The following is a 23,234-nucleotide window of genomic DNA, read 5'->3' as shown; positions in this document are numbered from 1 at the left end:
AGCTAAGGCCGCCGGGGCCTCGCTGTCGAGTTCCCCGCAAGTATGAGTTGCCCTCGCCCCCACGAATTCGCACGGGAGCCATGCCGATGCTTGACGGGGGCGGCGCGCGGGGCGACATGCGAGAGACAGCGCAGCGCGGAGAGCCTCACATGGACCAGTTCGACGTCGACCTCTTCGTCATCGGCGGCGGCTCGGGTGGCGTGCGCGCCGCCCGCATCGCGGCAGGCCACGGGGCCAAGGTGATGCTGGCGGAGGAATACCGGCTCGGCGGCACCTGCGTCATCCGTGGCTGCGTGCCCAAGAAGCTGTTCGTCTATGCCGCCCGCTTCGCCCATGAATTCGAGGACGCCGCCGGCTTCGGCTGGAGCGTCGAAGGGGCCCGCTTCGACTGGCCGACGCTGATCGCCAACAAGGACAAGGAAATCGCCCGGCTGGAAGGCGCCTATACCGCCAACCTCGCCCGTTCCGGCGTCGAAATCGTGCACCAGAGGGCGAGCCTTGCCGGCCCGCACACCGTGCGCCTCGCCGACGGAACCGAGCTGCGGGCGCGCACCATCCTCATCGCCACGGGCGGGCGGCCCAATCGCGGGCTGGACTTCCCCGGCTGCGAGCTGGGCATCTCCTCCAACGAGATCTTCCACCTCGAACGCTTCCCCGCCCGCATCGTCATTCAGGGCGCGGGTTATATCGCGCTGGAATTTGCCAGCCTGCTCGCCGGGCTCGGCGCCAAGGTCACGGTCATCCATCGCGGCGACAAGCTGCTGCGCGGCTTCGACGGCGACATTCGCGACCGTATCGTCGACGAGATGGCGCAGACCGGGGTGGAGTTCGCCTTCAACGTCACCATCGAGGGCATTTATGCCGAGGGCGGCGAGAAGCGCGTGCGGCTCAATGACGGGCGCGACCTCTATGCGGACGAGGTGATGCTGGCCATCGGCCGGGTGCCGAACACGATCGGCCTCGGCCTCGACGCGGCCGAAGTGCATCTCGACGAGGCCGGCGCCATCGCAGTGGACGAACATTCCCGCACCAACATCCCCTCCATCTACGCGGTGGGCGATGTCACCAACCGGGTGAACCTCACCCCCGTCGCCATCCGCGAGGGCCACGCCTTCGCCGATACGGTGTTCGGCCAGCGGCCCTGGCAGGTGACCTACGACAACATTCCCACCGCCGTGTTCACCGAGCCGGAGATCGGCACGGTGGGGCTGACGGAGGAGGAGGCGCGGGCGCAGGGCCGGCGGCTCGACATCTACAAGACCGATTTCCGCCCGCTCAAGGCGACGCTGTCGGGCCGCACCTCGCGCGTGTTCATGAAGATCGTCGTCGACCAGGCCGATGACCGCGTGCTCGGTCTCCATCTCATTGGCGAGGGTTCGGGCGAGATAGTGCAGATGGCGGCGATCGCGATGAATATCGGTGCCACCAAGGCCGATTTCGACCGCACCATGGCGCTACACCCCTCCAGCGCGGAAGAACTGGTGACGCTGCGTTCCAGGCACGCCAGCAGCGACCCGCTGCCCGAGGCTTCCACCGAGGCGACCCCGGCTTTGTGAGCGGCGGGGCCGTCCAGGCGTCATCCCGGACAGCCGCAGGCTGAGCCGGGATCGCGAGCGAATGGAGAGCGGTCCCGGCTCTGCGCTGCGCTCCGGCCGGGACGACGCATGCGGTTACCCTGCAAGGCGGCCGGGCACATCAGGAGGACGGTGCAGGAGAGCGGCGTGCGCAAGGGCGCGCGGGGGCATGCCTGCCCTTGCGGCGCCGCACTGGCGCGGCGGCGAGGCTTGGGTGTATAAGGCCCGCCTTTCCGCCGGGAAGAGCCCGGCGTGTGTGGAGCTTTTGGAGGCCGTCATGTCTGATCGCTGGACGCCGGATAGCTGGAGGGCACTGCCCGTTCAGCAGGTGCCGGAATATCCGGACGCCGCCGCTTTGGCGGCGGTGGAGCGTCAGCTGGCCTCGTTTCCGCCGCTGGTGTTTGCCGGTGAGGCGCGGCGCCTGAAGCGCGAACTGGCGAAGGTCGCCAATGGCGAGGCCTTCCTGCTGCAGGGCGGCGACTGCGCCGAGAGTTTCGCCGAGCATTCGGCCGACAACATCCGCGATTTCTTCCGCGTCTTCCTGCAGATGGCGGTGGTGCTGACCTATGCCGGCGCCTCCCCCGTGGTGAAGGTGGGGCGCATCGCCGGCCAGTTCGCCAAGCCGCGCTCGGCGCCGATGGAAACCGTGAACGGGGTGGAGCTGCCCTCCTATCGCGGCGACATCGTCAACGACATCGAGTTCACGCCGGAAGCGCGCATCCCCGATCCGCGCCGCCAGCTGGAAGCGTACCGCCAGTCGGCGGCGACGCTGAATCTTCTGCGCGCCTTCGCCAATGGCGGCTATGCCAGCCTGGGCAATGCGCATCAGTGGATGCTCGGTTTCATCAAGGATAGCCCGCAGTCCGGCCGCTATCAGGCGCTCGCCGACCGCATCACCGAGGCGCTCGACTTCATGCGCGCCATCGGCATCGACCCGGAGCACCATCCGGAAATGCGCTCGACCGAGTTCTTCACCTCGCATGAGGCGCTGCTGCTCGGCTTCGAGGAAGCGCTGACCCGGGTGGATTCGACCACGGGCGACTGGTACGCCACCTCCGGCCACATGATCTGGATCGGCGACCGCACCCGCCAGGCCGACCACGCGCATATGGAATATTGCCGTGGCGTGAAGAACCCGCTCGGGCTGAAGTGCGGCCCGTCGCTGAAGCCGGATGACCTGATCCGCCTCATCGACACGCTGAACCCGCAGAACGAGGCCGGTCGTCTCACGCTGATCGCCCGCTTCGGCGCCGACAAGGTGGGCGACCACCTGCCGGCTCTGGTGCGCGCGGTGAAGCGCGAGGGCCGTACCGTGGTGTGGTCCTGCGACCCGATGCACGGCAACACCATCAAGGCGGCGTCGGGCTACAAGACCCGGCCCTTCGACCAGATCCTCAAGGAGGTGAAGGACTTCTTCGCCGTCCACGCGGCCGAGGGCACCTTCGCCGGCGGCGTGCATCTGGAAATGACCGGCAAGAACGTCACCGAATGCACCGGCGGCGCGCGCGCGATCTCGGATGCGGACCTCAAGGACCGCTACCACACCTATTGCGATCCGCGCCTCAATGCCGAGCAGGCCATCGAGATGGCCTTCCTCGTCGCCGAGCTGCTCAAGCAGGAGCGCTCGAACCGGGTGCGCCCGGTGACCGAGGCCGCCGAATAAGCCCGCGCCGCCCCGCGCGGGCGGGCGTCCGGGCAGCAACGCACCGCAGTCTTCGGGCTGCGGTGCTTTGGTGAGGAGGATGCGTGTCGCAGCCTGAGACCGCACGGTATATCCTGTTTGAAACCGAGAATGTGCGTGTCGTCCGCACCGGCGGCACCCGCAGCGATGTGGTGTTCGTCACCTTCGAACCGCATGTGCTCGACAAGAATCCCGAGCGTCAGGCCTTCGCCGAGAAGTTCCTGCGCGACAACGGCTTTCCCGCCTACCATTTCTTCGCCAACGACAATTTCTGGTTCCAGTACCCGGAAATGGAAGAGGTGCTGGACAGGGTGCGGGCCGATATCGCCCCCGGCACCGAGATCGTCGCCTATGCCGTGAGCATGGGCGCCTATGCCGCCATCCGCTTCGCCGGCCGGCTCGGGGTGACGCGTATCCTCGCCTTCTCCCCGCAATACAGCATCGATCCGAAGAAAGTGCCGTGGGACAGCCGCTGGGACCGGCTGTTCGACCGCCCGCGCCAGATCCTGTGGGAGCATCTGATGGCCCCGCGCGGCGTGCCGATCTATCTGTTCTACGATCCGCACAATCGCGACCGCCGGCATGTGCGGCTCTACGCGCGCGAGGCCGATGTGGTGCCGGTGCGGGTGCCCTATGTCGGCCATGGCTCGATCACCGCCGTGATGCAGAGCGGGCTGCTCGCCAAGGCGGTTCTTGATGTCGGCGAGAACCGCTTCGATGCGGCCGGCTTCCAGCGGGAACTCGCCTCACAGCTCGACCGCTCGCCGCTCTACCGCGAGAAGCGGGCGCTGAAGCGCCGGCGTTTCCACCGCCGCCTCATCGCCGACATCATCGACCGCTTCGGCCTCTGACGCCGCGCCGCGCCGGCGGGTCGCGGACATTATCGCGCAACCTTCGGAAATTGTGATTGTCTGCCGGCGACGCCTCTGTCTAGTTTGCCGTCGCATGAAGGGGCCCCTGCTGGCGGCCCAGCGAGGCAGGCGTGCGTGAGCTCATCTTCGAGAGCGAGAACTTAACGGTCGTCAAGGTTCACGGGGAGCGCGACGATACGGCGTTCGTGACTTTCGAATCGATGCGGGCGGATTGGCCCAAGGGCCGCAAGGGCTTCGGCGAGGAGTTCTTCGCCAAGCGCGCCCATACGGCCTATCATTTCCTGCCCTCTGGCAATTGCTGGTATCAATATCCTGAAATGTCCGAGGCGCTGGCGCGGGTGCGGGCCGATGTTCCGCGCGGCACGCGCATCATCACCTATGGCATGAGCATGGGCGGCTATGCCGCCTATCGCTTCTCCGCGCCGCTCGGCGCCGATGTGGTGATCGCCTTCTCGCCGCAATACAGCATCGACCGCTGGCGCGTGTGGTGGGAGCGGCGCTGGCGCTCGCAGAGCCGCTCTGTCATCTGGGACCGGCAGAGGCCGCGCGCCGAGGCGGTGAAATACGTCTTCTACGACCCGCTGAACCAGGACCGGCGCCATATCCGCGCCATGCGGCGGGAGGCGCCGCTGGAACTGGTGCGCATCTATTTCAGCGGCCATGCCTCCATCGCCTATGTCAATGACTGCGGCCTGCTGGAAACGGTGGTGATGGACATCGCCGAGGGGCGCTTCGACGCGGCCGGCTTCGAGCGGCGCATCTGGCAGCGGCGGCAGGTCTCGGAAACCTACGCCAAGGTCCGCCAGCGCAAGCGCACCGGCCTGTTCCGCCGGCTGCGCTACCTCGTCATCGAGCATCTTCTCGAACGCCGGCTCGGTACGGGCCGCGGTTCCGACGCGGCGGGGCTGACCCCCGACCGCGCGCGCTAAGGGCCTCACGATGCGAAAAGCTCTGTTTCGCTCCGAAAATATCGAGGTAGTGAAGGTATCAGGCGGGCACACTGATGTTGTCTTCGTTACCTTCGAACCGAAGTTGCTTGTTCGGCCCCCGGAACGGAGCGGCTTTGGCGAAGCCTTCTTCGCCAAGCGCGGCTACACCGCTTATCACGTGCGGTGCCGGGGCAATGACTGGTACCATTACCCGGACATGGAGGCCGGGCTGGCGGCACTCCGTGCCGATATCCCGCCCGCGACGCGCGTCGTGCTCTATGGCTCCAGCATGGGGGGCTATGCCGCGCTGCGCTTCTCCAACTGGCTCCGCGCCGATGCCGTCATCGCACTCGCCCCGCAGGCGAGTGTTGATCCGACCCGCGTCGGATGGGAAAAACGCTGGGCGCCGGAAACCTCGGTACTGATCTGGGACCGACTGCCGCCGCACCCGAACGCGGCCTGCTACGTCGTTTATGACCCCTTCGACGCGGATCGCCGGCATGTGGCAATTCTGCGGCGAGAGGCGGCGCTTGTACCCCTTCACAGCTATTTCAGCGGCCACCACGTTACAGAATATCTGATGGAGAGCGGCCTGCTGGAATCGCTGCTTGTGAGTGTAGCGCGGGGCGAGTTCGACCCGCCGGCCTGGCAGGCCGAGCTTTGGCGGCGCAGGCTGATGACATCGTACTACAGCGTCATTCGCCTGCGTAAATGCCGGACGCTGCTGCGCCGCTGGCGCTATGACCTCATCGAGCGCTGGCTCGATTTGCGCTACCGCCGAGTGGCTGCCCGCCGCCCCCTGGCGGCACTGCCTTTGGAGGCAGTGCCGCGCGGAGACTGAACATCAGTCCCAGCCTTCCAGCACGATCTTGCCGATGGTGCTGCCGCTCTCGATGGCGGCGTGGGCGCGCCTGAGATGTTCCGCGTTGATGGTGCCGAGCGCGGTGCCCGCCGTGGCGATCAGCGTGCCGGCATCGACGAGGCGCGACACCTCCCGCAGGATCTCGTGCTGACGGATCATGTCGGGGGTGGTGAACAGCGAGCGGGTGAACATCAGTTCCCAGTGCAGCGACAGGCTCTTGGCCTTGAGCGGCAGGGCGTCGAGGCTGGCCGGATCGTCGATGAGGGCGATGCGGCCCTGCGGGCGGGCGGCCTTGACGATCTCGGCCCAATGCCGGTCGGTCTGGGTCAGCGAATAGGTGTAGTCGATCGGCCCGAGCCCGGCGGCGGCGATCTCATCGCTGAGCGGGCGGGAATGGTCGATCACCGCATGGGCGCCGAGCCGCTCCACCCAGGCGCGGCTTTCCGGCCGCGACGCCGTGCCGATGACGGTGAGGCGGGTGAGCTGGCGGGCGAGCTGCACCACCATGGAGCCGACGCCGCCGGCGGCGCCGACAACCAGCAGGTTTGCCCCTTCGCCCCCGTCCACCGGCACCTGAAGCCGGTCGAACAGCCCTTCCCAGGCGGTGAGCGCGGTGAGCGGCAGGGCGGCGGCCTCGGCGAAGCCGAGCGAGGCGGGCTTCGGCCCGACGAGGCGCTCATCGACGAGGTGAAGCTCGGCATTGGTGCCGGGGCGGTTGAGGTCGCCGGCATAGAACACCGCGTCGCCGGGCTTGAACAGCGTCACCTCGGCGCCCACGGCCTCGACGATGCCGGCGGCGTCCCAGCCGAGAATCACCGGCGCCTCCGCGCTGCCCGCGCGGCGCATCCGCACCTTGGTGTCGACAGGATTGACCGAGACCGCCTTCACCCGCACCAGCAGGTCGCGCGGGCCGGGGGTCGGGGCGGCGGTCTCGAAATCGAACAGTGCCTGCGCCTCGGTGATGGGAAGCGAGGTGGTGTAGCCGATGGCCTTCATCTGGGTTCTCCTGCGCCGCGCCGCCAAGGGGCGCGTGGGGTGACGATCTGTCCCCAGATGTCGCGATGCGGACGCCGGGCGCAAGAACGCACGAAAATGTCGGCTGATATCGAAAAAGATACGCCCTTTTCCCCACGCCTCCGAAATCCTAGATTTGGCGCCCGGAGCGGAGACAGGCCATGGCAAGGCGGCATCAGGATTATGCGTGCGGCGAGGGCTGCCCGGTGGAGGCGGCGCTGGAGATCATCGGCGCCAAATGGAAGGGCGGCATCGTCTATCACCTGCTTTCCGGCGAGGTACGGTTCGCCGAACTCCGGCGGCGCATGGCCAATGTCACGCCACGCATCCTTGCCAAGGCGCTGCGCGAGCTGGAGGCGGACGGGGTGATCGCCCGCACGGTCTATCCCACCGTTCCGCCGCAGGTCGGCTACAGCCTCACCGACGAGGGGCAGGGCCTTCGTCCCGCTATTCTGGCGCTGCACCGCTGGGGCAGCCGGCGGCAAGGCGCGCGTGGCGGCACGCTGGCGGTCGCCGCCGAGTGAGTTTGCGCGCCAAGCCTCTGGCCTTCGCCGGCCGCGCTCTTTAGAAAACCCCGGCAAGCGCCGGGCGGCGCCGGGTTTGCTGCCGGGAACGTCCGCCGCTCTCTTCGCCTCGTCGCATCGGCCCGCCGGAGTGTCATGACCCGTCCCGAGTCTTCCCTGCCGGATCAGGCCTCGCCGGCGACCGATGGTCCGGCCAAAGACCGCCCGGCCAAGCGCGCGCGCTACCATATGCCCAAGCAGCGCAGCCCGCTGCGGCGCTGGATCACCGCCCGCACCCAGAAGACCGGCCGGCAGCTGGGCCAGCTGCTGTTCGACGCCGAAGGGCGCCCGCGCGCCTTTTTGCGCGCGCTGCTGTTCGACGCCTATCAGCGCCCGCGCCCCGGGCTGGAAGGGGTGATCTTCAAGGAGCCCGGTCGGCCGCGCCGTCCCTTCGCCGGCTGGCTTACTCAGGCCGATGCGACGCTGGCCCCGCTCGCCGCCGGTTTCGCCTTTCCCCCGCCCGTCGCCGGGCGGCGCACCGTGCTCGTGGTGATCGAGAGCCGCGCCAAGCCCGCCGCACGGCTGCTGCGCGCGCTGGCGCGGGACCACGCCGTGGTGGTGGCGGTGCTGGATGGCGGCGGCGACACCGGCGACAGTGGCGCGGTCGAGGTGCCGGTAGCGCTCGCCCGCTCCCGCGCGCCGCGCGCGGTGATGCTGGATGCGCTGGCCTATCGCGCCCGCGCCGAGCGGCCGCTCTTCGCCGTCACCGTGGGGCTTTCGACCATCGACGCCGCCGACGCGCTGGAACAGCGCAACATTCCCGTCGTCGCGGTGATCGGCGCGACGGAGAGCGAGAGGGCCGGGCCGCTGGCGCAAGACCTCGCGCAAAACCTCGCGCAGGACCTCGCGCTCGGCCCGGCGCTGGAACTGGCGCTGGACCGGGCGAGCGCGCTGGTCTTTCCCTCGCCGGCTGCGCGCGAGGCGGCGCTGGCGGCCATGCCGCGCTTCGCCGCAAGGCGGCGGCTGGTGGCGGCCGGGGACCCGCTGGGGGCGGGTGCCGCCGAGGTTGTCGCCATCGGCCGTGAGATTGGCGAGGAGCTGGACCGGGAAGTGGCGCTGGTGCTGGCGACCGAGCCGGAGCGGCTGGAAGTGCTCGACATCCCGCGCGAGAACGACCCGCCGGGCGATTTCACAGTGGTGGAGAAGCTGGAAGCGCGGATCGCCGACTGGCGGCGCAAGGCGCTGTTGAAGCGCCACCCCAACCGCCCGCCGCTGCGGCGGCCCTATTCCGGCTTCCACCCGCTGATCTATGCCGAGCACCACCCGGTCGCGTGCTTCGACCAGCGGCGCTACCCGCTCGCGCACTGGATCGAGCGCGGGCGCCCGGCGGGGCCGTGGGCGATCCCCGTCTTCGGGCCGCTGCCGGAGCCGCGCGCGAGCGGGCTGAGAACCGCGCTGCACGGGCATTTCTTCTATCCCGACCTGCTGCCGGAACTGCTGGAGCGCATCGCGGTCAATGCCGCGCGGCCCGACCTGTTCCTCACGACAGACACGCCGGCCAAGGCGGCGGAGCTGAGGGCGCTGACGGCGACCTATCCTGCGCCGGTGCGGATCGACGTGGTGCCCAATGTCGGGCGCGATGTCGGGCCGTTCCTCACCGCGCTGCGCGACGTGCTGGCGGGCGGCGGCTATGACGTGTTCCTGCATGTCCATGGCAAGAAGACCAAGGGAAGGCGCCGCGCCATCGGCGACCCGTGGCGGCATTTCCTGTGGGAGAACCTGATCGGCGGCGCGCACCCGATGCTCGACGCCGTGCTCGCCCATATGGAAGCGCAGCCGAGGGTCGGCCTCGTCTACCCCGAGGACACGCATCTGCTCGACTGGGCGCGCAATGGCCGCATCGCCGAGGAGCTGCGCGCGGATCTGGCGCTGAGCGAGCCGCCCGGCACCTATGTCGATTTTCCCGTCGGCAACATGTTCGCCATCCGCCCGGCGGCGCTGGCGCCCTATCTCGCGCTCGGCCTCGATTGGGCGGACTATCCCGCCGAGCCGATTCCCGATGACGGCACGCTGATGCACGGGCTGGAGCGGCTGCTGCCCATGGCGGTGCGCAAGGCCGGCTTCACCACCGCCGCCGTGCGCGTGCCGGGCACGGACTGGGACTGACGCGCGGAAACGAGGCGCGAAGACCGGGCACGGGGGGCGGCGATTGCCGCCACCGCAGGGGAAGGCTACATCACGCCGCATGTCCAGCACGCTCTCCTCCGCGCCCGCCGACCAGCTGCTCATTGCGGTTGCCCAGCTGAACCCCGTGGCCGGCGATATCGCCGGCAATGTGCGGCGCGTGCGCGAGGCGCGGGCCTTGGCGGGCGGACAGGGGGCCGAGTTGCTGGTGTTCCCCGAACTGTTCCTCTCCGGCGGCCTGCCCAGGGACCGGGCGCCCGCTTTCATCGCCGCCTGCCGGGGCGCGGTGGAGGAACTGGCACGCGACACCGGCGAGGACGGGCCGGCACTGCTGATCGGCGCGCCGTGGGACGAGGGCGGCCGGCTGTACAATGCCGCTCTGCTGCTCGATGGCGGCGCGGTGGCGGCGAGCCGCTTCAAGGTGGAACTGCCTGATGTCGGCGACGAACGGGGCGTGTTCACCCCCGGCCCGATGCCGGGGCCGATGGCGTTTCGCGGCGTGCGGCTCGGCGTGCCGCTGGGCGAGGACATCGCCGCGCCCGACGTGGCCGAATGCCTGATGGAGACGGGGGCGGAAATCCTGCTCGTCCCCAGCGCCTCGCCTTATCACCGCGACGCGCAGGACGCGCGGCTGAACCGCGTCGTGGCGCGGGTGGTGGAGAGCGGGCTGCCGCTGGCCTTCGTCAATCGTCTGGGCGGGCAGGGCGAGGCTGTGTTTGACGGTGGCTCCTTCGTGCTCAATGCCGACCGCTCGCTGGCGGTGCAACTGCCGAACTTCCAGGAGCGGGTCCGCATCACGCGCTGGGAACGCTGGGCCGATGGCTGGCGCTGCGAAGAGGGCGCGCGGGCGCCGCTGCTGGCCGGCGACGAGGCGGATTATGCCGCGGGCGTGCTGAGCCTTCGCGACCAGGTGGAAAAGAGCGGCGCGCGCGGGGCGCTGCTCGCCCTGTCCGCCGATCGCGATTCGGCGCTGGCGGCGGTGATGGCCGTGGACGCGCTGGGGCCGGAGCGGGTGCGGGCTGTGGCGCTGCCGTTTGACGCACCCTCGCCGGAAGCCTTCACGGAGACGGCGGCCCTCGCCGGGGCGCTGGGCGTGCGCGTCGACCGCGTGCCGCTCGACCCGGCAGTGGCGGCGCTGGAAGCGCTGCTGACGCCGCTCGCCGGTCCTGCCGAGCCGGAGGCCGCCGCCGCGCTGGCGTGCGGCATGCGCGGCGCGCTGCTCACCGCTCTGGCCGAACGGCTCGGCGCGCGCCTGGTGACGCCCGACGGCGCCCTGCGCCACCTCGACGCCGCGCGGCGGCACGCTCTGGCCGCGCTGCGCAACCGCTGGAAGCCGGCCGGGGCGCTCGGCCCGGAGGGGCCGGTTATCCCCGCAAAGCTGCTCGTCTCGACAGACGCGGAACCGGCCGGGGCGGACGGCCCGCCCTCGGCCTGATCGCGCGGGCCCCGCTCACCCCGCGAAATGGCGGGCCAGCGCCGTCCAGAGCGGCGCGGCGACGGCGAAGCCGATCACGCTGACGATCAGCGTCGAGGACGCGAGGCCGACATAGGTCTGTTCGCGGCCGGCGATGACGATGCCGGAAAAGGCCGGCGGCAGCGCGGCGAGCAGCACCACCTGTTCGAGATGGGTGGGGCTGACGCCCGTCATCACCGCGAGGGCGAGCATCGAGGCCGGCATCAGCCCGACCTTCACCAGCGAATTCCACAGCACTTCCGTGTTCAGCTGGAATTTATGCGCCGACAGCACCAGCCCGGCGGCGAACACGGCGACGCCTGATGTGGCGTGGCCGATCAGCGCCAGCGGCGCCTGCAACAGTTCCGGCATGCGCACGCCGGCCAGCACCAGCGCCACGGCGATCATCGGCGCCAGCACCACCGGCTCCTTCGCCGCCTTGATCAGTGCCGCCGCCGGCTTCGTGCCCTTGGGCGCGACGAAGAACATGCCGAGCGGCACGAGAATCACGTTCACGACCAGCGCGACGATGGCGACACTCAGTGCAGCCGTGCCGCCGAACAGCGGCGAGAGCACCGCCATGCCGAGAAAGCCCACGGTCGGCGCGCCGGCGCTGAGGCCGGCGATGCCCGCTTCGCGCCGGTCATGGCCGAAGACGAACAGCGCCCCGGCAAAGGCGACGAAGTACCAGAACAGCAGCACGATGACGGAGATCGACAGCAGCCGCGTGTCGGAGAACAGCGCCTCGCGCGAGGAATTGGCGATGGAGACAAAGAGCAGCGCCGGCAGGCAGTAGGTGAGTACCAGATGATTGAAGCCGGAGGCCTGGGCCTGATCGAAACTGGAGCGTTTTCCCGCGACATATCCAAGAGCGAGGACGAAGAAGATGGAGAAAATATCCTGGATGATCGGGGTCACGCGAAACTCCACTAATCCGCGCCGCAGCGCCTCATGCATATTGTCGACCACCGCAGCCTCTCATTTGCGGCTGCTGAGGTAAAGCTGTGGGGCGCTGCGCGCCGGCGCGAGTGCTTGCTCCGGGGGGGCGTCCTCGGCGATAAGACGCCATGCCCGACACCGCTCCCGACACCCCGCCCGTCCTGCGCTTCGCGCCTTCGCCCACCGGCCTGCTGCATGTCGGCAACGCCCGGACGGCGCTGTACAACGCCCTCTATGCGCGGCAATGGGGTGGAACGTTCATCCTGCGCTATGACGACACCGACACGGCGCGCTCCACCGACGCCTTCGCCGAGGCGATCGCGCAGGATGTCGCCTGGCTCGGCCTCGCCCCGGACCGGGTGGAGCACCAGTCGCGGCGGCTGCCGCGTTACGATGAGGCCGTGGCGCGGCTGAAGGCGCAGGGCCGGCTCTACCCGGCCTATGAGAGCGAGGAGGAACTGGAGGCGATGCGCCAGTCGCGGCGCCGGCGCGGGCTGCCGCCGGTCTATGACCGCGCGGCGCTGAAGCTCACCCCGGCGGAGCGCGCCGCGCGCGAGGCCGAGGGCCGCCGCCCGCATTGGCGCTTCCGTCTCGATGGCCGGCAGGTGGTGTGGGACGATCTGGTGCGCGGGCGGCAGGGCGTCGACACCGCCACCCTTTCCGACCCGGTGCTGGTGCGCGAGGACGGGTCCTATCTCTACACACTGACCTCGGTGGTCGACGATATCGACATGGGCGTGACCCATGTGGTGCGCGGCGAGGACCACGTGACCAATACCGGCGTGCAGATCGAGATCATCGAGGCGCTGGGTGGGTTTGTTCCGCGCTTCGGCCACCACAATCTGCTGGTGCTGCCGAGCGGGGAGGGGCTGTCCAAGCGGCTCGGCCATCTCTCGCTGCGGGCCTTGCGGGCGGAAGGGGAAGAGGCGCTCGCCGTGGCCAGCCTCGCCGTGCTCACCGGCACCTCGCTGGCGGTGGAGCCGGTGGTCTCGCTGGAGGCGCTGGCAGGCAAGATCGACTTCGCCAAGATCTCCCGCGCCCCGGCGCGCTTCGACCCGGCCGAGCTTTCCGCGCTGACCGCCGCGACGCTGCATCACCTGCCCCATGAGGCGGTGGCCGCGCGGCTTGAGGGTCTCGGTATCGGCGGCGGCGAAGCGTTCTGGCTGGCGGTGCGGGGCAATCTCGCCCGCCTCGCGGAGGCCGCCGATTGGTGGCGCGTGGTCGAGGGGCCGCTGGCGCCGGTGACGGCCCCGGAGGATGCCGATTTCCTCGCGGCGGCGGCGGCGCTGCTGCCGCAGGCGTGGGGCGAGGATGTCTATCCGCGCTGGATCGCGGCGCTGAAACCAGCGAGCGGGCGCACGGGGCGGGCGCTGTTCCACCCGCTGCGCCTCGCCCTCACCGGGCGCGAGAGCGGGCCGGAAATGAAGGCGCTGCTGCCGCTGATCGGCCGCGAAAAGGCGGCGGCGCGGCTGCGGGGCGAGAGCGCCTAGCGCGGGCTGGACAGGCTCCGGCCGTCCGGGATGACGGATATTCGGAAGATCAGGGCTTCTTGGTAGCGGGCGGTGTGGCCGGGCGCGGCTGGGACATTTCGCGCGAGGCATCCTCGGTCACGACGATGTCGCCCTTGCGCAAGGTCGGGTCCTCTGCGCCGGACAGCGCCTGCGCCCAGCTCATCCCGGCGGGGCGGCAGGAGCAGGCGGCGACATATTCCTTCTTGAACAGCAGCGCCGTGGGCAGCGACATATAGGGCTGGCCGTTGATGCCGACCGCCTGGTTGATGTCCTCGCCGGGGTTGCGATAGGCGAACAGCCGCGCCTCGGTGCCGGGGCACTGGCGCTGGCACTGCGCCTCGTCCGAGCCGAACTTGGCCGGGGTGGCGGCGAAGGAAATGGGGAAGAAGAAGCCGTCGCAGGTCCGCACGCACACGGTGCGGTAGGTCGAGACCTTCGGCATTTCCAGCGGCTGCACGTCGAGCGGGCCGGATTCTTCCGCCGGCACGCCGAACAATTGCTCGATGAAATTGCGCGGGCGGCGATTGGCGTTGCCGTAGTTTCCGCCGCCGCCACCGCCCTGGCCGAGCGCGGCCTGATATTGCGGGCCGCAATTGTTCTGGGCGAGGGCGTAGATGAGCTGGCGGCGCTGCTCGTCATTGCCGCTCTGCTGGCCGCGCGCCTGCATCATGGTGCGGTCGAGCGTCGAGCGGGCCTGGGTGAGGCGCCGGTTGAGCGATTCGCACTGCGGCGGCAACTGCGGCTGGAAGATGAGGAAGCCGCGCTTGTCGCAGCCGAGCTGGCGCACCTGCGCGGACAGGTTGGCGATGTCCTGCTGCTGCTGGGCAATGGCGGCGCCGTAATCGGGCTGGCCGCCGCCCTGGCCGCGATCGAGCCCGGCAAGCTGGCCTTCCAGCCGGATGCAGACCGAGCGGTCGCCGCCATCATAGCCGCCGCCGCCGTCATACCCCCCGCCGACGCTGCCGGGCGGATAGTTCTGCGCGACCGCGAGGCCGGCCGGAGCCATGAGGGCCGCGGCGACGAGGAGGCGGACGGCGAAGCGGGGACGGCGGAACATCATCAAGGGGACTGCAATCGCGATGGCGGACGGGAGAGGGTGTGCCGGAATCGGACGAAGGGCGCAATGAGCATGGCAAGCTTGTCGAAAGTTTGAACCCGCTTTCGCCGCACGCGGCCACCCTGTCCGCGCCGGGGAGAGCCGTTGCGCGCGGGCCTGGCCTCCCCATATGCGAGGCGTTCCGACCGGAGTTCACATCCGCATGATCCGCGCCCCCCGCCTTTCCGCCTTCCGCAGCGCCGCCCTTGCCGCCCTGGCGCTGGCCGCCGGCCTCGCCGTCGCGCCCGCAGCGGCCCAGGAGCCGGACCTGATCTTCCGCAAGTCGACCGTGTGGAAGTTCCTCACTCCCGACGACAAGCTCGCGACCTATGGCATCGACGATCCCGTGGTCGATGGCGTCGCCTGCCACTACACCGTGCCCGAGCGCGGCGGGGTGAAGGGCATGCTCGGCGTGGCGGAGGAGGTGTCGGACATTTCCATCGCCTGCCGGCAGATCGGCCCGATCAGCTTCAAGCGCAAATTCGAGCAGGGCGATGTGGTCTATCGCGAGAGCCGCTCGCTGATCTTCAAGAAGATGCAGATCGTGCGCGGCTGCGACGCCAAGCGCAACGTGCTGGTCTATCTCGTCTATTCTGACAAGCTGATCGAAGGCAGCCCGAAGAACTCGACCTCGACCGTTCCCATCATGCCGTGGGGCGCGACCAATGAGGCGCCCAAATGCGCCGATTTTCTCAAGTGAGAGAGAAGGGGCGCCCCCGCTGTGGCGCGCCCGGCGGCGTCAGCGCGCGCAGGTGATGGCGACGGCGCCCTGGCAGGCGCTGCCTTCGCAGGCGGCGGTGCGCACGGGGGCGGCGACCTCGCCGAGGCTGGCCTGCACGTCCGAGCGGGCCACGCCGAAGCTGGTGGCGCGGGTGAAGCCGTGCACCCGGCACCACGCATCCGCCATCGCCTGGCCGCAGCTCGCGCCCGAGGCGATGCAGGTGTCGATGCCGTAGCCGTCGGAAAGATCGACGCTGAAGATTCCGGTGTTCTCTTCCGCCTGGGCGAGGCCGGGGGCCAGCATCAGGGCAAGGGCAAGCAGGGACGGGGCGAGCAGAGACAGGCGCAGGCGCGGCATCGCGTTCATGGCAGGTGCGTTCACTGGTGGCGACAAGGTGGCGTTCCGACAACGTGAATGTGGCGAAAAGGTTTGAACCGACCCTTAAAGTTTCGCACCGCCATCGTCGTGGCCGGGGGATAACCCCGCCGTCCCGATGCGTCAACAGCCGCCGGGCGACCGCAGCGGGCGTTGCGGAAAACCGCGCGGGCGGGGGCGTTGTCGCCGGCTCGGCTTGACGCGGCGGGCCAAACGGACGACAGACGCCACGCCGCGCCTCATCGGGCGCGGCAGGATCAAGAAGGCACACTCATGTCGGGCATACAGGCGCTTCCCGAGCTGAAGCTCTACAACACGCTCTCGCGGACCAAGGAGGTTTTCACGCCTCTCGATCCCGCCAAGGTGCGCATGTATGTCTGTGGTCCGACGGTCTACGACTTCGCCCATATCGGCAATGCGCGCCCGGTGATCGTGTTCGATCTGCTCTATCGGCTGCTGCGCCACCTCTATGGCGCCGACCACGTCAAATATGTGCGCAACATCACCGACGTGGACGACAAGATCAACGCGCGCGCGGCGGCGGAACATCCCGGCCTCGACCTCAACGAGGCGATCGCCAAGGTGACGTTCACCACCGAGGCGCAGTTTCATGACGACCTCGAAGCGCTCGGCGTGCTGCACCCCGATGTGGAGCCGCGCGCGACCGAGCACATCGCCGAGATGCGCCAACTGATCGAGATGCTGGTCGCCTCCGGCCATGCCTATGTCGCCGAGGACCATGTGCTGTTCTCGGTGCCGTCCATGCCCGATTACGGCAAGCTCTCCAACCGCCCGCTGGACGACATGCTCGCCGGCGCGCGGGTGGATGTCGCGCCCTATAAGCAGGACGCGATGGACTTCGTGCTGTGGAAGCCTTCCAAGCCGGGCGAACCGGGCTGGCCCTCGCCGGCAGGCATCACGGTGCCCGGCCGGCCGGGCTGGCACATCGAGTGCTCGGCCATGAGCTGGAAGCACCTCGGCGAGACCTTCGACATTCATGGCGGCGGCATCGATCTCGTCTTCCCGCACCATGAGAACGAGGTGGCGCAGTCGCGCTGCGCCTTCCATTCCGGGCTGATGGCCAAGGTTTGGATGCATAACGGCTTCCTGCAGGTGGAAGGCGAGAAGATGTCGAAATCGCTCGGCAACTTCATCACCATCCGCCAGCTGCTGGCCGACTGGCCCGGCCCGGTGCTGCGGCTCAACATGCTGAAGACCCATTACCGCCAGCCGATCGACTGGACGGTGAAGGGGCTGGAGGAGAGCGCCAAGACGCTGGAGCAGTGGTTCGACGCCGCCGCCCCGGACGCCTATCCGCGCCCGGCGCCCTCCGTGCTGGAGGCGCTGGCCGACGATCTCAACACGCCCAAGGCGATCGCCGAGATGCACGCGCTGCGCGACCATGCCGGCAAGAAGGCGCTCGCCGGTACGCTGGCCTTTCTCGGCTTCGAGCCCGGCCCGCTGGAAGCCTGGGCGGCGGCCCGCGTGCCGGCGCTGGCCATCGCACCGGAAGAGGTGGAAGCGCGCATCGCCGAGCGCATCGTCGCCCGGCAGAACCGCGACTGGGCGGCCTCCGACCGCATCCGCGACGAGCTGCTGGCCCTCGGCGTGGCGCTGAAAGACAACAAGGACGGCACCACAAGCTGGGAGCCGAAGCGGTGAGCGGCGCCAACCGGCCCCCCGCCGCGGCGCTGCGCCCGGCGCTGCCGGGCGACCTGCCGGTGCTCGCCGCCATCGCCGAGGCGGCGATCCTCGAACTGACGGGCGAGGATTACGACAGCGACCAGCAGGAAGCCTGGGCGGCGGCGGCATCCGACGTGGAGGCGCTGGCGGCGCGGTTGAAGGACCATCTCACTTTGGTCGCCACTCGTGACGGGGAGCCGGTGGGTTTCATCGCGCTGGCCGACAACAAGCTGGTGGACATGCTCTATGTCCGGCCGGATGTGGCGGGGGAGGGCGTCGGCGCGCTGCTCTATGACGCCATCGAGCGGTTGGCGGGCGCGCGCGGGGCCAAGAGCCTGACGGTCGACGCCAGCGACACCGCGCTCGATTTCTTCGGCAAGCGCGGCTTCCAGCCCAAGCAGCGCAACACGCTCTCGCTGGGCGGGGTGTGGCTGGCCAACACGACGATGGAAAAGCTGCTCGCCGCGCCGGAAGGGCCGGTCCACTGAGGGGGCGGGCAAGGCCGCCCCTGCTCACATCCGGTCGAGCACGCGCTCCTCGGCCGCGCCGTGCAGCTCGCCCTCGCCGAGATGGGCGACGGCGCCGTGCAGCTTCGGCAGGACGGCGCGCACATTATGCGCCACCAGCAGCTTCACCGGCCGGGCGACATTGACGAAGCCGGTGGCCTGCATGTGGTCGAGCAGGGTGAGCAGCGGATCCCAGAAATTGGCGACGTTCAGCACCATCACCGGCTTGGCGTGGCGGTTGAGCTGCACCCAGGTGAGCTGTTCGATCAGCTCTTCCAGCGTGCCGATGCCGCCGGGCAGGGCGATGAAGGCGTCCGCCCGCTCGAACATCAGCCGCTTGCGCTCATGCATGTCCTTGGTGACGATCAGTTCGTGGGCATGGTCGAACGCCTGCTCCTTGCCGATCAGGAAATCCGGGATGATGCCGGTCACCCGGCCGCCCGCTTCCGCGCAGGCGCGGGCGGTGGCGCCCATCAAGCCGACGCCGCCGCCGCCATAGACGAGGCGGATGCCCTCGGCGGCGAGCAGGCGCCCGAGGGCGATCGCGGTGTCGAGATAGACGGCATCGGCCCCGGTGGCCGCGCCGCAATAGACGCAAATGCTCTTGATCTTTGTCATGGCCACCATGGTGCACTGCAGCACGAGCGGGTTCAAGCGGTCTTGTGTTCCTCACATGGCATTGCCACCCGCCCGGTGCAAATGGCAAGCCCGTCGCCGCTTGCTCCGATGGGCGCAGCGCCTCGTCCGCCAGCGCCGTCTTGAAATCATCGTCAATCGACGATAAACGATGGCGATGAACGTTCATGAGATCCCAGCTGAGGCGGACGAGGTGCTGGCGCTGCGCTTGCGGGCGCTGGCGCATCCGGCGCGGCTCGCCATCGTCCGGGCGCTGGCGCAGACCGGGCGCTGCCAGTGCGGGCAGATCGTGCGCGGGCTCACTTTGGCGCAGTCTACCGTCTCCCAGCATCTCAAGGTGCTGAAGGAGGCCGGGCTGATCACCGGCACCATCGAGGGGCCGCGCTCCTGCTACTGCCTCGACCGCGCCACGGTGCAGGCGCTGGCGGACGAAGTGCTGCCGCTGCTGGCGCGGCTCGCGGCCCCGGCGGCCGAAGCCGAGGCCTCCGAGACCGACGCGCCCGGCAACCCTGATCCGCGCGCGGGCGCTCTGGCCTGAGCGCGCCGCATCACCATCTGGACGACGACTGACCCGCACGGGCCGCCGCCGCCCGCGCTTGAGAAGAACGGAAATCCGCATGTCCGCTGCCCAGGGCGTTCCCGCCGTCGCCCGCCCGTCCAAAGCGTCCGAGATCAATCCGCGCGGCAGCCTGCTGATCGCGCTCAAGGGGCTGTGGCCCTATCTCTGGCCCGCCGATCGCGCCGATCTGCGCGCCCGCGTCGTGTGGGGCCTGTTGCTGCTGGTGCTGGCCAAGATCGCCACCCTGTCCACGCCCTTCTTCTTCAAATGGGCGACCGACGCGGTGGCGGAGGGCGAGGGCGCGCGCATTTCCACCGACGCCATCGCCTGGCTGGTCGCCGGTCCGCTGATGCTGACGCTGGCCTATGGCTTCTCGCGCATCGTCATGGCCGGGCTGACCCAGTGGCGGGACGGCTTGTTCGCTAAAGTGGCGATCCACGCGGTGCGGCGCCTCGCACTGGAGACCTTCCAGCACATGCACGCGCTGTCCCTGCGCTTCCATCTGGAGCGCAAGACCGGCGGCCTGACCCGCGTGCTGGAGCGTTCGCGCGAGGGCATCGAGACCATCGTGCGCATGCTGGTGCTGCATCTCGGTCCCACCATCCTCGAATTCGCCATGGTAATCGGGGTGCTGTTCTGGCAGTTCGACTGGCGCTATGTGGCGGCGACCATCGGCATGATCGTCGGCTACACCGTCTTCACCTTCGTGATGACTGAGTACCGCATGGGCATCCGTGCGGCGATGAATGAGAGCGACACCGAGGCCAACGCCAAGGCGGTGGACAGCCTGCTCAATTACGAGACGGTGAAGTATTTCGGCGCGGAAAAATGGGAATCCGAGCGCTATGACCGCTCCATGGCCCGCTATGAGCGCGCCACCGTTTCCACCCACACCTCGCTGGCCTGGCTGAATGCCGGGCAGGCGGCGATCTTCACCCTCGGCCTCACCGCGGTCATGGTGCTGTGCGTGCTCGACATCCGCGCCGGTCGGCAGTCGGTCGGCTCCTTCGTCATGGTCAACGCCATGATGATCCAGCTCTACCAGCCGCTGAACTTTCTCGGCATGATCTATCGCGAGATCAAGCAGTCGCTGATCGACATCGAGGCGATGTTCGCCATCCTCGCCCGCTCGCCGGAAATTCGCGACCGGGCCGGCGCGCCGGCGCTGGCGCTGGCCGGGGGGACGGTGCGGTTCGAGGAGGTGCGCTTCTCCTACGATCCCGACCGCGAAATCCTCAAAGGGGTCAGCTTCGAGGTGCCGGCCGGGCGCACCGTGGCCATTGTCGGGCCGTCGGGCGCGGGCAAGTCGACCATTTCCCGCCTGCTGTACCGCTTCTACGACGTGAATGCCGGCCGCATCCTCATCGACGGGCAGGACATTCGCGAGGTATCGCAGCAGACGCTGCGCGCCGCCATCGGCATGGTGCCGCAGGACACGGTGCTGTTCAACGACACGCTCGGCTACAATATCCGCTATGGCCGCGCCGGTGCCTCGGAAGAGGAGGTGGTGCGCGCGGCGGAACTGGCGCAGATCGACGGCTTCGTGCGCCGCACGCCCAAGGGCTATGCGACGGAAGTGGGCGAGCGCGGGCTGAAACTCTCGGGCGGCGAGAAGCAGCGCGTCGCCATCGCCCGCACCATCCTGAAGGACCCGCCGATCCTCATTCTCGACGAGGCCACCTCGGCGCTCGACAGCCACACCGAGCGCGAGATCCAGGACGCGCTGGAGCGCGTCTCGCGCGGGCGCACCACGCTGGTGATCGCGCACCGCCTCTCCACCGTGGTCGGGGCGGACGAGATCATCGTGCTGGAACATGGCCGCATCGCCGAGCGCGGCACCCATGGCGAACTGATGGACCGTGGCGGGCTCTACCATTCCATGTGGGAGCGCCAGCGCGAGGCCGAGCGCGCCCGCGAGACGCTGAAAGAGGCGGAGGCGGAGGACGTGGACGCGCCGGACACGGCGCTCGCCTGAGCCGGGGCGCCGGCCGGCGGCTGCCGATGCGGAACCATGTCGCGCATCCGGCATTTGACGGCCGGGCCGGCTGGCCCTACCTCTCGCCGCAGGACCCGGCGCAGGCCCCAGGGGCGCCGGGCAGAAAGGCCAGTTGATGTCCGTCCTCGATTCGATCCGCAGCGGTCTCGCCCCCGTCCACCGCGAGGGCTACCCCTTCATCCTGATCGGCGCCGCCGTGGCGTTGCTGTTCCTGTGGCTGTTCCCGCCGCTGGGCTGGATCTGCGTGCTGATCACCGCCTGGATCTGCTATTTCTTCCGCGATCCCGAGCGGGTGACGCCGGTGCGCGAGGGGCTGGTCGTCTCCCCGGCCGATGGCCGCGTCTGCCTCGTCGGCCCGGCCGTGCCGCCGGCCGAGCTCGGCCTCGGCGATCTGCCGCTGCCGCGCGTGTGCATCTTCATGAACGTGTTCGACGTGCATGTGAACCGCGCCCCGCTCGCCGGCCGCATCACCCGCATCGCCTATCGCCCGGGCAAGTTCCTCAATGCCGACCTCGACAAGGCGAGCGAGGACAATGAGCGCAGCGGCATGGTGCTCGACACCGCCATCGGGCCGGTGGGCGTCGTTCAGATCGCCGGGCTGGTGGCGCGCCGCATCGTCAGCTTCGTGCGCGAGGGCGATCTGCTGGCGCCGGGCGAACGCTTCGGGCTGATCCGCTTCGGCTCGCGCGTCGATGTCTATCTGCCGCTCGGCACCCGTCCCGCCGTGGCCGAAGGCCAGCGCGCCATCGCCGGTGAAACCGTGCTGGCGGACCGCGGGGCGTTCGGCGCCGAGCCGACCTTCCGCGTCGACTGAGTTCCTCAAGCCGCGAGCGTGCGATGGCCGATCCTTTTGCGCCTTTTGAGCCGAATGCCCCCGAGCCGCCGCGCCGCCGTTTCCAGGCGGTGCCGCTGCGCGTGCTGCTGCCCAATCTGGTGACGCTGCTGGCGCTGTGCGCCGGCCTCACCGGCATCCGCATGGCGATCGAGGGCCGGCTGGAACTGGCGCTCGGCGCCATTGTGCTGGCGGCGGTGCTGGACGGGCTCGACGGAAGGCTGGCGCGCCTGCTGCAGGGCACGTCGCGCTTTGGCGCGGAACTCGACAGCCTCTCCGACTTCGTCTGCTTCGGCGTGGCGCCGGGGCTGGTGCTGTATATGTGGGGGCTGGAGACGCTGGGCTCGGTCGGCTGGATCGCCGCGCTGGCCTTCGCCATCTGCGCCGCGCTCCGTCTCGCCCGCTTCAACGTGATGCTGGAAGACCCCAACAAGCCGGCCTTCGCCGGCGACTTCTTCACCGGCATTCCCGCGCCGGCGGGCGCGATCTGCGTGCTGCTGCCGGTCTATCTCGAACTGATCGGCCTGCCGCGCCTCGTCGCCTCGCCGGCAGTGGCGGCGTTCTACTGCCTGGCGATGGCGCTGCTGATGGTCTCCAAGCTGCCGGCCTATTCCGGCAAGCGGCTGGGCGCGCGCATTCCCCGCGACAAGGTGCTGCCGCTGTTCGTCTGCGTGGTGCTGTTCGTCGCGGTGCTGGTGACCTGGCCCTGGGCGGTGCTCTCGGTGATCTGCGTCGCCTATCTCGCGGCGCTGCCCTTCTCGGTCATGCGCTACAACAAGCTGGCGCGCGAGTATGAGCAGCATCGGTCCCGTGAAAACGCCGCTGCGCTGCATGCTGCCCCGCTGGCAGGCACTGCGCATGAAGACCGGCCGGGGCCGCTGAACTAGGCGATCTTAACGCCCGCCATTCAGCGGGCGCGGGCCTTCATCGCCTCGACACGGGCCGAGAGCGGAACGGCGGGAAAGGCCTGCCGCAGCAGACGCAGGGCTTCGGCATCCGAGTCAGGGCGGGCGAGGTCGAGATGCTGGGACATCATCTGCGCCGCGTTTGCGGCGTCGGGCCGGCCATAGGCGAGGCGGGGCTCGGCCGCGCGGAGCGGGCCGGAGGTCGGAGCCGTCACTGTCACACGCGCTGACTGCAGCATCACAACATCCTCCGATCGCCGTCACGAATCAATCGGCTTTGCTCATGCTCAAGATGAGCGTGCCAGACGCCAAACGCACGAACTAAATCCGCGTTCCCGGTGATGTGAGCGGGAGTGCGATCACGCTCTCACACCGTGAGCCTGCCCGCCATACGAGACAGTAC

Annotated in this window: 22 protein-coding genes; 16 read left to right on the top strand and 6 right to left on the bottom strand. The window is 69.2% G+C overall.

The genetic code is table 11. The annotated features are described in order from the left end of the window. The first annotated feature begins 149 nt into the window (after positions 1–149). The 5 genes from gor (at position 150) to J2S75_RS12910 (ending at position 5,897) form a co-directional block, all read left to right on the top strand. The gene (gor, locus tag J2S75_RS12930; RefSeq protein ID WP_307020273.1) at positions 150–1,556 is read left to right on the top strand and encodes a glutathione-disulfide reductase; all 1,407 of its coding nucleotides are present in this window, start codon (positions 150–152) and stop codon (positions 1,554–1,556) included. A gap of 295 nt (positions 1,557–1,851) precedes the next feature. Next, a complete protein-coding gene (locus J2S75_RS12925) occupies positions 1,852–3,237 on the top strand; it encodes a class II 3-deoxy-7-phosphoheptulonate synthase (RefSeq protein ID WP_307020272.1) in 1,386 nt (461 codons plus the stop codon). Between the two features lie 83 nt (positions 3,238–3,320). Continuing rightward, positions 3,321–4,106, top strand: coding sequence for an MBL fold metallo-hydrolase (locus J2S75_RS12920; protein WP_307020270.1), 786 nt, complete (start codon positions 3,321–3,323; stop codon positions 4,104–4,106). Between the two features lie 131 nt (positions 4,107–4,237). Continuing rightward, on the top strand, positions 4,238–5,056 hold the full coding sequence (locus J2S75_RS12915) for an alpha/beta hydrolase (protein ID WP_307020269.1): 819 nt from the start codon (positions 4,238–4,240) through the stop codon (positions 5,054–5,056). Between the two features lie 10 nt (positions 5,057–5,066). Beyond that, positions 5,067–5,897 carry an alpha/beta hydrolase family protein gene (locus tag J2S75_RS12910; RefSeq protein WP_307020268.1) on the top strand — a complete coding sequence of 277 codons (831 nt, stop codon included), beginning with the start codon at positions 5,067–5,069 and terminating at the stop codon, positions 5,895–5,897. A 3-nt stretch (positions 5,898–5,900) separates the two neighbouring features. Here J2S75_RS12910 and J2S75_RS12905 read toward each other — a convergent pair whose 3' ends face one another. After that, positions 5,901–6,914, bottom strand: coding sequence for a zinc-binding alcohol dehydrogenase family protein (locus J2S75_RS12905; RefSeq protein ID WP_307020266.1), 1,014 nt, complete (start codon positions 6,912–6,914; stop codon positions 5,901–5,903). Positions 6,915–7,093: 179 nt separating this feature from the next. On the opposite strand from J2S75_RS12905, the gene J2S75_RS12900 reads away from it, so the two are divergent. The 3 genes from J2S75_RS12900 to J2S75_RS12890 all read left to right on the top strand — a co-directional run bounded on the left by J2S75_RS12900 (position 7,094) and on the right by J2S75_RS12890 (position 11,054). Then, positions 7,094–7,456, top strand: coding sequence for a winged helix-turn-helix transcriptional regulator (locus J2S75_RS12900; protein ID WP_307020264.1), 363 nt, complete (start codon positions 7,094–7,096; stop codon positions 7,454–7,456). A gap of 135 nt (positions 7,457–7,591) precedes the next feature. Then, a complete protein-coding gene (locus J2S75_RS12895) occupies positions 7,592–9,601 on the top strand; it encodes a rhamnan synthesis F family protein (RefSeq protein WP_307020262.1) in 2,010 nt (669 codons plus the stop codon). 79 nt (positions 9,602–9,680) lie between these two features. Continuing rightward, entirely contained in the window at positions 9,681–11,054 is a 1,374-nt protein-coding gene (locus J2S75_RS12890; protein ID WP_307020261.1) for a nitrilase-related carbon-nitrogen hydrolase, read from the top strand. A 15-nt stretch (positions 11,055–11,069) separates the two neighbouring features. On the opposite strand, the gene J2S75_RS12885 is transcribed toward J2S75_RS12890, so the two are convergent. Beyond that, on the bottom strand, positions 11,070–11,990 hold the full coding sequence (locus tag J2S75_RS12885; protein ID WP_307020259.1) for an AEC family transporter: 921 nt from the start codon (positions 11,988–11,990) through the stop codon (positions 11,070–11,072). Positions 11,991–12,139: 149 nt separating this feature from the next. On the opposite strand from J2S75_RS12885, the gene J2S75_RS12880 reads away from it, so the two are divergent. Further along, complete coding sequence (locus tag J2S75_RS12880) at positions 12,140–13,501, top strand: glutamate--tRNA ligase (RefSeq protein WP_307020257.1); 1,362 nt, start codon at positions 12,140–12,142, stop codon at positions 13,499–13,501. A 49-nt stretch (positions 13,502–13,550) separates the two neighbouring features. Here the strand turns inward: J2S75_RS12880 and J2S75_RS12875 are convergent, their stop codons facing one another. After that, complete coding sequence (locus J2S75_RS12875) at positions 13,551–14,582, bottom strand: DUF2865 domain-containing protein (RefSeq protein WP_307020256.1); 1,032 nt, start codon at positions 14,580–14,582, stop codon at positions 13,551–13,553. A gap of 199 nt (positions 14,583–14,781) precedes the next feature. Between J2S75_RS12875 and J2S75_RS12870 the strand changes: the two genes are divergently transcribed. Further along, positions 14,782–15,318, top strand: a complete 537-nt coding sequence (locus J2S75_RS12870) for a CreA family protein (protein ID WP_307020254.1) — start codon at positions 14,782–14,784, stop codon at positions 15,316–15,318. 39 nt (positions 15,319–15,357) lie between these two features. On the opposite strand, the gene J2S75_RS12865 is transcribed toward J2S75_RS12870, so the two are convergent. After that, positions 15,358–15,705, bottom strand: coding sequence for a hypothetical protein (locus J2S75_RS12865; RefSeq protein WP_307020252.1), 348 nt, complete (start codon positions 15,703–15,705; stop codon positions 15,358–15,360). 282 nt (positions 15,706–15,987) lie between these two features. Here J2S75_RS12865 and cysS point away from each other — a divergent pair, with 282 nt between their 5' ends. Together cysS and J2S75_RS12855 are read left to right on the top strand one after the other, a co-directional pair. Continuing rightward, positions 15,988–17,376, top strand: a complete 1,389-nt coding sequence (gene cysS / locus J2S75_RS12860) for a cysteine--tRNA ligase (protein WP_307020251.1) — start codon at positions 15,988–15,990, stop codon at positions 17,374–17,376. Then, positions 17,358–17,885, top strand: a complete 528-nt coding sequence (locus J2S75_RS12855) for a GNAT family N-acetyltransferase (protein ID WP_370874139.1) — start codon at positions 17,358–17,360, stop codon at positions 17,883–17,885. Before cysS ends, J2S75_RS12855 begins: the two co-directional genes overlap by 19 nt. 24 nt (positions 17,886–17,909) lie before the next feature. Here the strand turns inward: J2S75_RS12855 and J2S75_RS12850 are convergent, their stop codons facing one another. Continuing rightward, complete coding sequence (locus tag J2S75_RS12850) at positions 17,910–18,521, bottom strand: LOG family protein (protein WP_465252682.1); 612 nt, start codon at positions 18,519–18,521, stop codon at positions 17,910–17,912. 169 nt (positions 18,522–18,690) lie between these two features. Between J2S75_RS12850 and J2S75_RS12845 the strand changes: the two genes are divergently transcribed. From J2S75_RS12845 to pssA, 4 genes are all read left to right on the top strand, one after another. Continuing rightward, complete coding sequence (locus tag J2S75_RS12845) at positions 18,691–19,077, top strand: ArsR/SmtB family transcription factor (RefSeq protein WP_307020249.1); 387 nt, start codon at positions 18,691–18,693, stop codon at positions 19,075–19,077. Between the two features lie 79 nt (positions 19,078–19,156). After that, entirely contained in the window at positions 19,157–21,073 is a 1,917-nt protein-coding gene (locus tag J2S75_RS12840; protein ID WP_307020248.1) for an ABCB family ABC transporter ATP-binding protein/permease, read from the top strand. A 136-nt stretch (positions 21,074–21,209) separates the two neighbouring features. Then, positions 21,210–21,908, top strand: a complete 699-nt coding sequence (locus J2S75_RS12835; protein WP_307020247.1) for a phosphatidylserine decarboxylase — start codon at positions 21,210–21,212, stop codon at positions 21,906–21,908. 23 nt (positions 21,909–21,931) lie between these two features. Beyond that, complete coding sequence (pssA, locus tag J2S75_RS12830; RefSeq protein ID WP_307020246.1) at positions 21,932–22,813, top strand: CDP-diacylglycerol--serine O-phosphatidyltransferase; 882 nt, start codon at positions 21,932–21,934, stop codon at positions 22,811–22,813. Between the two features lie 20 nt (positions 22,814–22,833). Here pssA and J2S75_RS12825 read toward each other — a convergent pair whose 3' ends face one another. Continuing rightward, positions 22,834–23,070, bottom strand: a complete 237-nt coding sequence (locus tag J2S75_RS12825; RefSeq protein WP_307020245.1) for a transferase — start codon at positions 23,068–23,070, stop codon at positions 22,834–22,836. Between the last annotated feature and the right edge of the window lie 164 nt (positions 23,071–23,234).

This window comes from Ancylobacter polymorphus, assembly GCF_030813495.1.
In the GTDB taxonomy this organism is placed as follows: domain Bacteria; phylum Pseudomonadota; class Alphaproteobacteria; order Rhizobiales; family Xanthobacteraceae; genus Ancylobacter; species Ancylobacter polymorphus.
Note: the sequence above shows the minus strand (reverse complement) of the source record. Positions and strands in the feature narration are given on the sequence as shown.

What these genes read in the sequence shown, in the direction of transcription:
- gor (WP_307020273.1), top strand. Translation starts at nt 150, where the DNA reads ATGGACCAGTTCGACGTCGACCTCTTCGTCATCGGCGGCGGCTCGGGT.
- J2S75_RS12925 (WP_307020272.1), top strand. Translation starts at nt 1,852, where the DNA reads ATGTCTGATCGCTGGACGCCGGATAGCTGGAGGGCACTGCCCGTTCAG.
- J2S75_RS12910 (WP_307020268.1), top strand. Translation starts at nt 5,067, where the DNA reads ATGCGAAAAGCTCTGTTTCGCTCCGAAAATATCGAGGTAGTGAAGGTA.
- J2S75_RS12905 (WP_307020266.1), bottom strand. Translation starts at nt 6,914, where the DNA reads ATGAAGGCCATCGGCTACACCACCTCGCTTCCCATCACCGAGGCGCAG.
- J2S75_RS12900 (WP_307020264.1), top strand. Translation starts at nt 7,094, where the DNA reads ATGGCAAGGCGGCATCAGGATTATGCGTGCGGCGAGGGCTGCCCGGTG.
- J2S75_RS12895 (WP_307020262.1), top strand. Translation starts at nt 7,592, where the DNA reads ATGACCCGTCCCGAGTCTTCCCTGCCGGATCAGGCCTCGCCGGCGACC.
- J2S75_RS12890 (WP_307020261.1), top strand. Translation starts at nt 9,681, where the DNA reads ATGTCCAGCACGCTCTCCTCCGCGCCCGCCGACCAGCTGCTCATTGCG.
- J2S75_RS12880 (WP_307020257.1), top strand. Translation starts at nt 12,140, where the DNA reads ATGCCCGACACCGCTCCCGACACCCCGCCCGTCCTGCGCTTCGCGCCT.
- J2S75_RS12875 (WP_307020256.1), bottom strand. Translation starts at nt 14,582, where the DNA reads ATGATGTTCCGCCGTCCCCGCTTCGCCGTCCGCCTCCTCGTCGCCGCG.
- J2S75_RS12870 (WP_307020254.1), top strand. Translation starts at nt 14,782, where the DNA reads ATGATCCGCGCCCCCCGCCTTTCCGCCTTCCGCAGCGCCGCCCTTGCC.
- J2S75_RS12865 (WP_307020252.1), bottom strand. Translation starts at nt 15,705, where the DNA reads ATGAACGCGATGCCGCGCCTGCGCCTGTCTCTGCTCGCCCCGTCCCTG.
- cysS (WP_307020251.1), top strand. Translation starts at nt 15,988, where the DNA reads ATGTCGGGCATACAGGCGCTTCCCGAGCTGAAGCTCTACAACACGCTC.
- J2S75_RS12850 (WP_465252682.1), bottom strand. Translation starts at nt 18,521, where the DNA reads ATGACAAAGATCAAGAGCATTTGCGTCTATTGCGGCGCGGCCACCGGG.
- J2S75_RS12845 (WP_307020249.1), top strand. Translation starts at nt 18,691, where the DNA reads ATGGCGATGAACGTTCATGAGATCCCAGCTGAGGCGGACGAGGTGCTG.
- J2S75_RS12840 (WP_307020248.1), top strand. Translation starts at nt 19,157, where the DNA reads ATGTCCGCTGCCCAGGGCGTTCCCGCCGTCGCCCGCCCGTCCAAAGCG.
- J2S75_RS12835 (WP_307020247.1), top strand. Translation starts at nt 21,210, where the DNA reads ATGTCCGTCCTCGATTCGATCCGCAGCGGTCTCGCCCCCGTCCACCGC.
- pssA (WP_307020246.1), top strand. Translation starts at nt 21,932, where the DNA reads ATGGCCGATCCTTTTGCGCCTTTTGAGCCGAATGCCCCCGAGCCGCCG.
- J2S75_RS12825 (WP_307020245.1), bottom strand. Translation starts at nt 23,070, where the DNA reads ATGCTGCAGTCAGCGCGTGTGACAGTGACGGCTCCGACCTCCGGCCCG.